The 12,160-nt window shown below is 65.5% G+C and carries 11 protein-coding genes; 10 read left to right on the forward strand and 1 reads right to left on the reverse strand.

The features are described 5' to 3' along the window. Positions 1-20: 20 nt before the first annotated feature. The 4 genes from IE116_RS19595 (at position 21) to IE116_RS19610 (ending at position 4,740) form a co-directional block, all read left to right on the forward strand. A complete protein-coding gene (locus tag IE116_RS19595) occupies positions 21-2,327 on the forward strand; it encodes an NADP-dependent malic enzyme (RefSeq protein WP_189614950.1) in 2,307 nt (768 codons plus the stop codon). Between the two features lie 34 nt (positions 2,328-2,361). Then, positions 2,362-3,675, forward strand: a complete 1,314-nt coding sequence (locus IE116_RS19600) for a patatin-like phospholipase family protein (RefSeq protein WP_189614951.1) — start codon at positions 2,362-2,364, stop codon at positions 3,673-3,675. 130 nt (positions 3,676-3,805) lie between these two features. Continuing rightward, complete coding sequence (locus IE116_RS19605) at positions 3,806-4,279, forward strand: guanyl-specific ribonuclease (protein ID WP_308428262.1); 474 nt, start codon at positions 3,806-3,808, stop codon at positions 4,277-4,279. A gap of 2 nt (positions 4,280-4,281) precedes the next feature. Next, on the forward strand, positions 4,282-4,740 hold the full coding sequence (locus tag IE116_RS19610; protein ID WP_189614952.1) for a barstar family protein: 459 nt from the start codon (positions 4,282-4,284) through the stop codon (positions 4,738-4,740). Positions 4,741-4,887: 147 nt separating this feature from the next. Here IE116_RS19610 and hutC read toward each other — a convergent pair whose 3' ends face one another. Beyond that, complete coding sequence (gene hutC, locus IE116_RS19615) at positions 4,888-5,604, reverse strand: histidine utilization transcriptional repressor HutC (RefSeq protein WP_189614953.1); 717 nt, start codon at positions 5,602-5,604, stop codon at positions 4,888-4,890. A 196-nt stretch (positions 5,605-5,800) separates the two neighbouring features. Here hutC and IE116_RS19620 point away from each other — a divergent pair, with 196 nt between their 5' ends. The 6 genes from IE116_RS19620 to hutU all read left to right on the forward strand — a co-directional run bounded on the left by IE116_RS19620 (position 5,801) and on the right by hutU (position 12,147). Beyond that, positions 5,801-6,958: an ABC transporter substrate-binding protein gene (locus tag IE116_RS19620; RefSeq protein ID WP_189614954.1), complete on the forward strand. Its 1,158-nt coding sequence runs from the start codon at positions 5,801-5,803 to the stop codon at positions 6,956-6,958. Between the two features lie 87 nt (positions 6,959-7,045). After that, entirely contained in the window at positions 7,046-7,909 is an 864-nt protein-coding gene (locus IE116_RS19625) for a branched-chain amino acid ABC transporter permease (protein WP_179589030.1), read from the forward strand. A 10-nt stretch (positions 7,910-7,919) separates the two neighbouring features. Beyond that, positions 7,920-8,771 (forward strand): branched-chain amino acid ABC transporter permease, encoded by an 852-nt coding sequence (locus IE116_RS19630; RefSeq protein WP_229828556.1) that lies wholly within the window; start codon positions 7,920-7,922, stop codon positions 8,769-8,771. Beyond that, the gene (locus IE116_RS19635; RefSeq protein WP_229828558.1) at positions 8,768-9,655 is read left to right on the forward strand and encodes an ABC transporter ATP-binding protein; all 888 of its coding nucleotides are present in this window, start codon (positions 8,768-8,770) and stop codon (positions 9,653-9,655) included. The genes IE116_RS19630 and IE116_RS19635 overlap by 4 nt, the downstream gene beginning before the upstream one ends. Next, positions 9,648-10,352 carry an ABC transporter ATP-binding protein gene (locus IE116_RS19640; protein ID WP_189614955.1) on the forward strand — a complete coding sequence of 235 codons (705 nt, stop codon included), beginning with the start codon at positions 9,648-9,650 and terminating at the stop codon, positions 10,350-10,352. Before IE116_RS19635 ends, IE116_RS19640 begins: the two co-directional genes overlap by 8 nt. Positions 10,353-10,425: 73 nt before the next feature. Beyond that, positions 10,426-12,147 (forward strand): urocanate hydratase, encoded by a 1,722-nt coding sequence (gene hutU / locus IE116_RS19645; RefSeq protein ID WP_189614956.1) that lies wholly within the window; start codon positions 10,426-10,428, stop codon positions 12,145-12,147. The last annotated feature ends 13 nt before the right edge of the window (positions 12,148-12,160 follow it).

The following is a 12,160-nucleotide window of genomic DNA, read 5'->3' on the forward strand; positions in this document are numbered from 1 at the left end:
CCCAGGGCACAACAACGACAATGGCTCAACCCCTCGATCCCAATCTGCGCAAGGCCGCCCTCGAATACCACGAGCAAGGTCGTCCGGGCAAAATCTCCATTGCACCGACCAAGCAACTCTCCAACCAGAGAGACCTCGCGCTCGCCTATTCGCCCGGCGTCGCGGCCGCGTGTGAGGCCATTGTCGACGACCCTGCCAACGCCTTCCGCTATACCGCGCGGGGCAACCTGGTCGCGGTCATTACCAACGGCACGGCCGTGCTGGGCCTGGGCGCCATCGGCCCGCTGGCATCCAAGCCGGTCATGGAAGGCAAGGCCGTCCTGTTCAAGAAGTTTGCGGGCATCGACGTGTTCGACATCGAACTGAACGAGACGGATCCCGACAAGCTGGTCGAGATCATCGTCGCGCTGGAACCGACCTTCGGCGGCATCAACCTGGAAGACATCAAGGCACCCGAGTGCTTCGTGGTCGAGCGCAAGGCGCGCGAACGCATGGGCATCCCGGTGTTCCACGATGACCAGCACGGCACCGCGATCACGGTGGCGGCGGCGATCATCAACGGCCTGGAAGTCGTCGGCAAGAAGATCGACGAGATCAAGCTCGTGACGTCGGGCGCTGGCGCGGCCGCGCTGGCGTGTATCGACCTGCTGGTCGACATGGGCGTCAAGATCAGCAACATCTGGGTGACGGACATCGAAGGCGTCGTGTACGAAGGCCGTACGGCGCTGATGGATCCGGACAAGGCACGTTTTGCGCAGCCCACCGAACACCGCAAGCTGGCGGATGTCATCAAGGACGCCGACGTGTTCCTGGGCCTGTCCGCTGGTGGCGTGCTCAAGCCTGAGATGGTGGCGACAATGTCACCGCGGCCGATCATCATGGCGCTGGCCAACCCGACCCCGGAAATCCTGCCGGAACTGGTCAAGAGCGTGCGCGATGACGCCGTGATGGCGACCGGCCGGTCGGACTATCCGAACCAGGTCAACAACGTCCTGTGCTTCCCCTACATCTTCCGCGGCGCGCTCGACGTGGGCGCCACGACGATCACGCGCGAAATGGAAATCGCATGTGTGCACGCGATCGCCGGACTGGCTCGCGAAGAGCAGAGCGAAATCGTGACCGCGGCCTACGACACGGCCGATCAGGCCTTTGGTCCGGAATATCTGATTCCCAAGCCGTTCGATCCCCGTCTGATCGTGCGCATTGCGCCGGCCGTGGCCCGCGCGGCCATGGCTTCGGGCGTGGCCACGCGGCCGATCACCGACATGGAAGCCTATGTCGAGCAACTGCAGCAATTCGTCTACCACTCGGGCGCGTTCATGCGTCCGCTGTACGGCGCCGCGCGCCGTACGGTCGCCAGCGGCGGCAAGGCGCGCATCGTGTACACCGAAGGTGAAGACGAACGCGTGCTGCGCGCGGTGCAGGCCGTGATCGACGACGGTCTGGCCAAGCCCATCCTGGTGGGCCGTCCGGCCGTGCTGGCCAAGCGCATTGAAAAGCTTGGCCTGCGCATGCGCCTGGGCGTCGACGTCGAAGTCACCAACACCGAATTTGACGAACGCCATCGCGAGTATTCGCAGCTGTACTTTGAAATGACGAGCCGCAAGGGCGTCACCAAGGAATACGCCAAGATCGAAATGCGCCGCCGCCTGACGCTGATCGGCGCCATGATGGTGCACACCGGCGACGCCGACGGCATGATCTGCGGCACGGTGGGCCCGTACTCGAACCACCTGCAGTTCGTCGACGAAGTCATTGGTCGTCGCCCCGACGCCAAGGTCTACGCCGCCATGAACTTCCTGGTGCTGCCCAACCGCACCCTGGTGCTGGTCGACACGCACGTGAACGAGAACCCGACTGCCGAGCAGCTGGCCGAGATCACCATCCAGGCCGCCGAAGAAATGCAGCGCCTGGGTGTCGAGCCCAAGGCTGCGCTGCTGTCGCATTCGAACTTCGGGTCGAACAACTCGCCGTCGGCGGTCAAGATGCGCCGCACGCTGGAACTGGTGCGCGAGATGGCGCCCTGGCTCGAGATCGACGGCGAAATGCATGGCGACTGCGCACTGTCGGAAACGCTGCGCAACCGCCTGCTGCCGAACACGACGCTCAAGGGTGAAGCGAACCTGCTGGTGTGCCCGACGATCGAGTCGGCCAACATCTCGTACAACCTGCTCAAGACGACCGCCGGCAACAACGTGGCCATCGGTCCGATCCTGCTGGGTTGCAAGGCGCCGGTCAGCATCCTGACGGCCAGCGCCACGGTTCGCCGCATCATCAACATGACTGCGCTGACGGTCATGGATGCCAACGCCGCACGCCAGGGCTGATTTCCAGGCCCCGGGTGCATTGCCCCAAGGGGCGATGCTTTCCCTGTCTTCGCCGACCGCGCCCGCCGCGGCCAGCGCAAGCCACGGGGCGGCATCGCCCTTTGTCACGCCTGGCGCCGCGCCACATGCGCCTGCCGCTGGCGACTATCCCAGCTCGGTCGCACCGCCACCGCAGGATCCCGACATTGTCGGCCTGATCCTGACGGGCGGGGGCGCGCGCGCGGCGTACCAGGTCGGCGTGCTCAAGGCCGTCGTGCAGATCCTGCAGGAACGGCCCGGCGGGCTGGTGCGCAATCCCTTTCCCGTGATCTGCGGCACGTCAGCCGGCGCCATCAATGCCAGTGCGCTGGCCTGCGGCGCCGACGACATTGCCGGCACGGTGAACCGCATGCTGGAAGTGTGGGAACACTTCCGCGCCGAACAGGTGTACCGCGCCGATGCGCTGGGCGTGATGCGCACGGGTGCGCGGTGGATGTCCATGCTGTCGTTCGGCTGGATGCTGGCGCGGCTGGGCAGGCTCAAGCCGCGGTCGCTGCTCGACAACCGGCCGCTGGGCGACCTGCTGACCCGCATGCTCGACTTTCCGGCCCTGGCCGACAACCTGCGCCAGGGGGCGTTGCAAGCGCTGGCCATCTCGGCGTCCAGCTATACGACCGGCCAGCACATCACGTTCTATCAATCCGCCTACGAGATCGAACCGTGGCGGCGCACGCAGCGGCTGGCGTACCGCACCCGGCTCACCGTCGATCATCTGCTGGCATCCAGCGCCATCCCCTTCGTTTTCCCGGCGCATCGCGTTCCGGTGTCCGGCCACGCCGAATGGTGCGGCGACGGATCAATGCGACAGCTGGCGCCGATCAGTCCCGCCATCCACCTGGGCGCAAACAAGGTGCTGGTGATCGGGGCAGGGCGCATGCACGAGCCCGCACGCTCGGCGCCAGTGCCGGACGCCTATCCCTCGGTCGCGCAGATCGCAGGCCATGCGCTGTCCAACATCTTTCTGGACAGCCTGGCGGTGGACGTGGAACGGCTGGAACGGATCAACCAGACCCTGGCGCGGCTGCCGGCCGACCGCCGCAACGAGTCGGGCCTGCGGCCGGTCAAGGTGTTGGTCATTGCGCCCAGCCAGCGGCTGGACGACATCGCGTCGCGGCATACGGCCAGCCTGCCGGCGTCCATTCGCGGTCTGCTGGGCGGCATCGGCGTGTCGTCGCGGTCCGGCGATCCGCGCGGCGCGGCGCTGGCCTCCTACCTGCTGTTCGAACCGGGCTACACGCGTGAGTTGATCGCGCTGGGGTTTGGCGATACGCTCGGTCGTCGGTCCGAGGTGATCGACTTTTTCGAGTAGTCCGCGGTTAGCGACGGCCTGCGCAGACGGGTGCGCGCGGCGGACACGGCTGGGTATTGCGGGGATGCACATGCGTAACACAGGGGGGACGACACAGCGCCGTCCACGTTGGCAACGCTGGGAGGCCAACATGATTGGTAGCGTGATCGCTGGCACGATCGTTGGCGTGATGGCGAGTCTGCTTGGTCGCCTGAAGCCTGGCGTGTCGATGCGTGCTGCACTTGCCGCCACACTGGCCGCGTCGTTGGGCCTGGGCCTGGTCCTGGGTGTGACGCTCTCCACGCCGGCCGTTGCGCGGAACACGCAAAACGTCATGTCGGTCCGCGCCTTGCCGCCCGAAGCGCAGCGCGTGCTGGTCCTGATCCAGCAGGGCGGGCCTTTTCCGCACACGAAAGATGGCGTGACGTTTTTTAACCGCGAACGCCTCTTGCCGTCACAAGCGCGCGGATACTATACCGAGTACACGGTGCCGACGCCGGGCGCCCGCAATCGCGGCGCGCGGCGCATCGTGGCGGGACGTGGCGCCGGGGGCAATCCCGCAACCAGCGGCGAATACTGGTATACGTCCGATCACTATTCATCGTTTCAACGTATTCAGGAGTGATCATGTCCGACACCGCGACGCCCTTGCATGCCCTGCTGAAAGATGGCGGCACGCTGTATCGCACGGCGCTGGAACCGGTGACGCTTCAACGGGCAGCGCATGACCTGAAGCTCGCTCTGTTCGACATTGACTGCACCCGCGCCCGGACCAAGTCGGCGGTATTGCGCGCGATCGCCAATGCGGTGGATTTTCCCGAGCACTTCGGCGGCAATCTGGATGCGCTGTATGACTGTCTGACCGATACGCTGCTCGATCAGAAGCGCGGCATGGTGCTCGCGCTGCGGCACCTGCACGAAAACGATCCGGGGCTGGTGCCGCACGTGGGCGGCATCATCCAGGTTTGTGAAGACACGGTCGAATTTGCGCGCGAAAACGGCAAGGTCTTTACCTTCGTGCTCGAGACCGAAGAAGGCGTGCTGGAACCCACGCCATTGCCCCCGACTTCGTCCTACGACGGCTGATCGAGCCGGCGACACCAACAGCGGACGATTGAAAGCCCGCGGCTCTGCAGCCTGGTCGTGGCGGGTGGCGGTCGTTATCCGGCGAAATCCGGCCGCTACCCGCCCAGCCACCAGACGCCGGCGCCCAGGCGCCAACTCCCCTCCCGCTCAGGGCTTGAACGACCCTTCGATCGTGTACCGCGACCCGGGGTGGACCAGGCGGGCGACCGTGATCGGGGTGCCCTGGCTCTCGGTCCGGCGCACGATAATGAGGCAGGGGTCCGCCGCTTCGATGCCCAACAGTTGGGCTTCCTGCACCGTCGGGGTGCCTGCCTCGATCGAATATTGCGCTTCCCACAACGGCGCCACGGCCAGCAGATAGTTGGTCGGCGTCGTTTTGGTGAAGTCCACGGCAAGGTAATCCGGCGCCCGCGACGGGTTCACATAACGGTCTTCGCATAGCAGCGCCACGTCGTCTTCGTAATGCACGATCAGCGTGTGGAAGACATCGCTGCCCACCGGCAAACCCAGGCGCTGCGCCAGTCCGCCCGACGTCACCTGTTCTGCCTGCACCAGGTGCACGTCGGCCCGATGCCGGTGGCCCCGCTCGCTGATCTCGGTGTGCAGGTCGCGAATGGTCAGGGTGGATGACGCCCGATAAGGCTGCGCGGCAAAGGTGCCCACACCCTGCACCCGCTCGACCAGACCTTCGGCCTGCAGCTCGCGCACGGCGCGGCTGACGGTCATGCGGCTGACGCTGAACTGCTCGACCAGCTCGGCTTCGGACGGCATCAGGGTGCCAGGCGCCCAGCGGCCTTCTGCCAGACCGGTCTTGAGGAAATGCTTGACGTGCGCGTAGGCGGCGGTGGGACGGGCATAGTTCATGCTTTTGAGAATACTCGACTATGCCTGTCTAGCCAAGATACCGATTTTGCGTCGGCGAGCGAGTTTTCACAGACTGACCCGTCTAATGGAAAACCCCGCCGATTATGGGTTGAGCTGACTTGTATATACAGGCATAGTCATGTTCAGCGTGCGCTGCCGAGTCAGCCACGGTCACCCCACCCGCAGGAGATCGTCCATGTCCCACTTCAAGCACACCTCGCTGGCCCTGGTGTTGGCAGCAATGGCTGCCGGCGCCGCGCTGCCCGCCCATGCCGATATCAAGATCGGCTTCAACGTCCCGCTGACCGGCTTTGCCGCGGCGGACGGCAAGTCGGCCCTGGAAGGCGCCAAGCTGGCGATCGCCCAGGCCAACGCCAAGGGCGGCGTGAATGGCGAGAAGCTGGAACTGGTGGTGTACGACGACCAGGGCGCCGCCAAGGACGCCGTGCCGGCCGCGACCAAGCTGGTCGAGCGCGACAAGGTGGTGGCCGCCGTGTCCGGTTCGTATTCGGGATCGACCCGCGCGGCGGCATCGATCTTCCAGCGTGGCAAGGTGCCTTACGTGGTGGCGTACGCCATCCACCCGGACATCACCCGCGCGGGTGACTACATGTTCCGCGTGTCGGCCATGGGTGAAGTGCAAGGCCGTGCCGGCGCCAAGCTGGTCAGCGAACTGGGCAAGAAGCGCGTTGCGCTGGTCAGCATCAACAACGACTTCGGTCAGGCCCTGGCCGCCGGCTTCAAGGAAGCCGCCCCCAAGTTCGATTTCAAGATCGTGGCCGAATACGACTACGGCATGCAGGACCGCCAGTTCGGCGCCCTGGTCAGCAAGCTCAAGAGCGACAACCCTGACGTGATCTACGCGTCGGGCTACTTCTTTACGGCCGGCCCGCTGGTCAGCCAGATCCGCGCCGCCGGCATTACCGCCCCGGTCATCGGCCAGGAAGGCTATGACTCTGAAAAGTTCATGGAAATCGCCGGGCCGGCTGCCGAAGGCACGCTGATCACCACGTCGCTGGACCGCGATTCGACCGCGCCGGCCACCAAGGCTTTCCTGACCGAATTTCGCAAGTCGGCCAACTTTGGCGCCGACATGGTGGCCGCGTCGTCCTACACCGCCGTGCAGGTGGTGGTCGACGGCCTGACCAGGACGGGTGGCAAGGGCGGCGACGCCCTGCGCGATGCGATCGCCGCGGGCAAGTACGACACGCCGATCGGCCAGCTGTCGTTCAACGACCTGCATGAAGTGAAGAAGGATATCCAGGTCCAGATCGTGAAGGACAAGGCCTTCCATCGCCACTCGGTGATTTCGGATCCGGTCCTGCTCGCGCCGCCGACCAAGGCCGGCAACTAAGACTGACCCGGCTGGGGGTCATCAAGGGTGGCCGCCGCGCCCGCCTCGATGCCCCCTGCATTTTTTTCATCCACGGACGGACTCTTCATGCTCCTGTTGGAACTCGCCGCCCAGGGCCTCGTGCAGGGCAGCATCTATGCCCTGGTCGCCCTGGGGCTGACCCTGGTCTACGGCCTGCTGCGCATCCTGCACGTCGCGCACGCCGCGCTCTTTACCCTGGGCGCGTACGTGGGCGTGCTGGTCTGCAACGCCACGGGCATGCCGCTGCTGGGCTTTGCCGCGGCCATGCTGGCCAGTGGCGTGGCCGGGGTCGCCATGTTCCGGCTGGCCTATCAGCCGCTGCTGTCGCAGCCGCCCTTTGTCGCGTTGATCGCGTCGATCGGCCTGTTCGTGGCGGCGGAAGAGACCTTCCGTCTGATTTTCGGTGCGTCGGGCATGTCGTTCGTCACGCCGTTCCTGCAGGGCCAGGTGGTCCTGCCGGGCGGCCTGCAATTCAAGGAAGCCGAGCTTGCCGTGATGGTGAGCGCGGCACTGATCATCGGCCTGCTGGGCTGGCTGCAGATGCGCACGCGGATCGGCGTGGCCTGCCAGGCCACCGTGTCGGATCCCAAGATGGCGGAGTCGTTTGGCATCCGCCTGAAAACGGTGCGTGACCTGAACTTCTTTGTGGGATCGGCGCTGGCCGGCTTTGCCGGGGTGTGGGTGGCGCTGCTGAACAACCTGGTCGAGCCGACCATGGGCAGCGTGCCGTCGTACAAGGCGCTGGCCATCATCGTGCTCGGCGGACTCGGTTCCGTGCGCGGCACCCTGCTTGCAGCGCTGGTGCTGGGCGTGGTCGAAGCCTACGGCACCATCTATCTGGGCAACGTGCTGGATCGCAATGCGATCGCCTTTGCCTTCCTGATCTTTGTCCTGATGCTGCGGCCCCAAGGGCTGTTCGCGAAACGTTGAGGAGACCGAAATGGAATATGAAATTTCGCTCCTGACGAGCATGGGCATTGCGGTGTTGTTTGCCTTGTCCCTGAACATGATCACCGGCTTTTGCGGCCAGATCAGCCTGGGCCATGCGGCGTTTCTGGGCGTGGGCGCGTATGTGTCGGTGCTGCTCACGCAGGCCGGCGTGCCCTTCCTGGTGACGCTGCCGGCGTCCATGCTGCTGGCGGGTGTGGTCGGCGTGGTGGTCGGTTTTGCCAGCCTGCGGGTGCGAGCCGACTTCCTGGCCATCACGACCATGGGTGTCGGATTCCTGTTCGTGGGCATCGTGCGCAAGCAGGGCTGGCTGGGCGGCGAGATGGGCCTGTCGGGCTTTCCGGAATCGGGCCTGTCGCGCACCGGTTTCATGCTGCTGGTGCTGGGCCTGTGCGTGGCGGTGGCGGCGCTGAGCGTGTATGTGCGGGCGTCATGGATGGGCCGGGTGTTCAACGGCATTGCCGAAGACGAGGACACCATGCGCGTGCTGGGCATTGACGTGCCGCGCTACAAGCTGGCCGCGTTTGCGATCGGCACCGCGCTGGCGGGCATGGCGGGTGCACTGTATTCGCAGCATCTGCATTTCATCGGGCCCGACAGTTTCGGGTTCGTGGAGTCGATCACCGTGCTGTCGATGGTGGTGGTGGGCGGCATCGGGTCGGTGGCCGGCGTGACGGTGGCCGCGGCGCTGCTGTCGATCCTGCCCGAGTGGTTCCAGTTCATTGGCGACTACAAGCTGCTGGTATATGGCGGCCTGCTGTTCCTGATGATGCGGTTTTCGCCCGGCGGGATGGCGGCCCTGGTCCGCAGAATGCGCAACGCGCTGAAGAAGGAGCCGTCATGAGCGCGAGTGCAATGAACACGGCGGGCATCAACGCGGCGGCCATCAATACGAACGCTGGCCAACCCTTGCTGCGCGTGTCCAACGTAACCGTGCGGTTCGGGGGGGTGACCGCCATCGACAGCGTGTCGTTCGACGTACATGCTGGTGAACTGCTTGGCCTGATCGGACCGAACGGTGCGGGCAAGACCACCATGCTGCGATCGATCACCGGCGTGGTGCGCCCGACCGAAGGCGACGTGTCGCTGGAAGGGTCGAGCCTGTCGGGCTTGTCCATCGACCGCCGCGTGCGCCTGGGCCTGGCCCTGTCGCAGCAACTGGTCAAGCCGCTGCGCAACATTTCCGTGATCGACAACGTGGCGCTGGCCGCGGGCGCAGCCAAGACGGTGTCGCCGCTGCGCGCCTTGCTGAACCGGTCGGACGTCCTGGAACGCGGGCAGGCCATGGTGATGCTGGAGCGGGTGGGCATTGCGCGTCACGCCGATGAAAGCCCTGCCATCCAGCCGCTGGGCGTGCTCAAGCGGTTGGAAATGGCGCGGGCCCTGGCGCAGTCGCCCCGCCTGCTGTTGCTGGACGAGCCGCTGGCCGGGCTCAACACCAAGGAAGCGCACTCGCTGGCCGACACCATTGCCGACATCAATGCGCAAGGCGTCACCATCGTGCTGATCGAACACAACCTGGGCGAGGTCATGCGCATCTGCAAACGCCTGGTCGTGCTGGACAACGGCCGCCGGATTGCCGAAGGCGATCCGCGCACGGTCATGAACGATGCGGCGGTGCGCACCGCCTACCTGGGCGGCGACACGCTGGCTGACCAGCAGCAGGGCGGTCAGGCTGCCCCTGCCAACGTGACGACGGCCACCGCGCAAGGAGCCACCAATGCTTGAACTTCGCAACCTGTCTTGCGGCTATGGCGTCTTCCATGCGCTGCACGACCTGACCCTGACGCTCAAGCCCGGCACCATTACCGGGCTGATCGGCCCCAACGGCGCGGGCAAGTCGTCGACCCTGATGTGCATTGCCGGCCATGTCACGCAGCAGGGCGGCAGTATCCTGTTCGATGGCGAAGACGTGAGCGCGCTGCCGGCGACCGAACGCGTGCGCCGCGGCATCGCCATCTCGCCCGAAGGCCGCCGCCTGTTCAAGGACCTGTCGGTTGAAGACAACCTGCGCGTGGGCGGCATGATCCATCCGGTCAAGGGTTATGCGCAGGACCGCGACCGGGTGCTGACCATGTTTCCGCGGCTGGGTGAACGCATCAAGTCGCTGGCCGGCAACCTGTCGGGCGGCGAGCAGCAGATGCTGGCGATTGGCCGTGCGCTCATGGCCCGCCCGCGCCTGATCATGATCGATGAGCTGTCGCTGGGACTGATGCCCAAGGTCATCGACCTTTGCTACAGCGCCCTGCAACACCTGCGCAGCGACGGCATGACCGTGCTGCTGGTGGAGCAGAACACCGAACGTGTGCTGTCGGTGGCCGACGATGTCTGTGTGCTGGAGTCCGGCCGCGCCGTGTGGCAGGGCAGCGCCGCCGATGCCCGGCAGGATGAAAGCCTGTCGGCCGCGTATCTGGGCTTGCATTGAACCGGGCGGCACCGTTGCCGACTGACACGGCGCCCGGCCATTTCCTTATTCGTACCCGTTCCAGGAGCACCTCATGAACTCCACGACTTCGACCGAAACTTCCGTTCTGCAAAACCCGCGTGTCGACCCGACGCGGGTCATCCGCGCGCCCCGCGGCACCGAACTGACGTGCAAGAGCTGGCTGACCGAAGCCGCCTACCGCATGATCCAGAACAACCTCGACCCCGAAGTGGCCGAGAACCCGCAGAGCCTGGTGGTGTACGGCGGCATCGGCCGCGCGGCGCGTGACTGGGCCTGCTTCGACCAGATCCTGGCATCGCTGCGCGACCTGGAAGATGACGAGTCGCTGCTGATCCAGTCGGGCAAGCCGGTGGGCGTGTTCAAGACGCACCCCAATGCGCCACGCGTGCTGATCGCCAATTCGAACCTGGTGCCCAAGTGGGCGAACTGGGAACACTTCAACGAACTGGATCGCAAGGGCCTGTTCATGTATGGCCAGATGACGGCCGGCAGCTGGATCTACATCGGCAGCCAGGGCATCGTGCAGGGCACGTTCGAAACCTTCGTGGAAGCGGGCCGCCAGCATTTCAACAACGACCTGGCCGGCCGCTGGATCCTGACGGCGGGCCTGGGCGGCATGGGCGGCGCGCAGCCGCTGGCCGCGACATTGGCTGGCGCGGTGTCGTTGAACATCGAATGCCAGCAGAGCAGCATCGACTTTCGCTTGCGCACCCGCTACGTCGACAAGCAGGCCAAGGACATCGACGATGCCATCGCGCTGATCAAGCAGCACACGGCGGCAAAAGAAGCCGTGTCGATCGCGCTGCTGGGCAACGCCGCCGAGATCCTGCCTGAACTGGTCAAGCGCGCGAAGGCCGGCCAGATCATGCCCGACATCGTGACGGACCAGACATCGGCGCATGACCTGATCAACGGCTATCTGCCGGCGGGCTGGTCGGTGGCCGAATGGAAGGCCGCGCAGCAGGACCCGTCGCAGCACGTGCGCCTGACCAAGGCCGCCGCCCAATCGTGCGCCGTGCACGTGCAGGCGATGCTGGACTTCCAGGCGCTGGGCGTGCCGACCGTTGACTATGGCAACAATATTCGCCAGGTCGCGTTCGATGAAGGCGTGACCAATGCCTTCGACTTTCCGGGCTTTGTGCCGGCGTATATCCGCCCCATGTTCTGCGAAGGCAAGGGCCCGTTCCGCTGGGTCGCGCTGTCGGGGGATCCGGAAGACATCTACAAGACGGATGCCAAGATCAAGGAACTGTTTCCCAACAACACGCACACGCACCGCTGGCTCGACATGGCACGTGAACGTATTGCCTTCCAGGGCCTGCCCGCGCGCATCTGCTGGCTGGGCCTGGGCGAACGCCACCTTGCCGGCCTGGCCTTCAACGAGATGGTCAAGAACGGTGAACTGAAGGCGCCGATCGTGATCGGCCGCGATCACCTGGACACCGGGTCGGTCGCCAGCCCGAACCGCGAAACCGAATCCATGAAGGACGGCACCGATGCCGTGTCGGACTGGCCGCTGCTCAACGCCTTGCTGAACACCGCAGGCGGCGCGACCTGGGTCAGCCTGCACCATGGCGGCGGCGTGGGCATGGGCTACTCGCAGCATTCGGGCATGGTGATCGTGGCCGATGGGTCCGACGAAGCGGCCGAGCGCCTGGCGCGGGTGCTCGTCAACGACAGCGGTTCGGGCGTCATGCGCCATGCCGATGCGGGCTACCAGGAAGCCATCGACACGGCCAGGAAGCAGAAGCTGAACCTGCCGATGATCAAGTGATCAGGTGCGACCG

It is taken from the genome of Pigmentiphaga litoralis (assembly GCF_014651835.1).
GTDB lineage: Bacteria > Pseudomonadota > Gammaproteobacteria > Burkholderiales > Burkholderiaceae_B > Pigmentiphaga > Pigmentiphaga litoralis.